The organism is Caballeronia choica, from assembly GCF_001544535.1.
Lineage (GTDB): Bacteria > Pseudomonadota > Gammaproteobacteria > Burkholderiales > Burkholderiaceae > Caballeronia > Caballeronia choica.
Genome location: NZ_FCON02000591.1, coordinates 1 through 638, shown reverse-complemented (window position 1 = coordinate 638; position 638 = coordinate 1). Strand labels below are relative to the sequence as shown.

Sequence of the window (638 nt, the reverse complement as noted above, 5' to 3'; positions counted from 1 at the left end):
AGCTGCCCGCCTTCAACCGTGACAAAGCTCGGGCAGAAGCCCTTGACGCAGGAAAAGTCCTTGTTGCAAGTGTTCTGATTGATTTCACGCTTTCGGCCGAACTCAGTCTCAAGTGGCTGCACGGCGACACAGTTGCTTTCGACCGAGCAGTCTCCGCAGCCTTCGCACACGAGCTCGTTAATGATCACGCGCTTTTCCGGATCGGCCATGGTGCCGCGCTTACGTTCGCGACGCTTCTTGGTGGCGCACATCTGGTCGTAGATGATGACGGAGGCACCCTCGAGCTCGCGCAGTTCGCGCTGTACGGTATCGAGTGCATCGCGGTGGCGTACCGTGACACCTGATGCCAGATTGCTGACACTCGCGTATTTCTCGACGTCATCAGTCACCACGACGATGCGCTTTGCTCCTTCTGCGGCAAGCTCGCGCGTCATGCCCGGCACGTCGAGTTGACCGTCGACCGGTTGTCCTCCTGTCATCGCCACCGCGCTGTTGAACAGGATCTTGTAGGTGATGTTGACGCCGGCGTTGATCGATTGCCGGATGGCGAGCAGGCCCGAGTGGTTGTAGGTGCCGTCGCCAAGATTGGCGAACATGTGCGAGCGCTTGCTGAACGGCGCTTGTCCCATCCAGGAAAC

Annotated in this window: 1 protein-coding gene; it reads right to left on the bottom strand. The window is 59.2% G+C overall.

Going from position 1 to position 638, the window contains the following annotated elements:
* On the bottom strand, nt 1-638 hold a 638-nt coding region (locus tag AWB68_RS45890), incomplete at both ends, for a thiamine pyrophosphate-dependent enzyme (protein WP_235028901.1).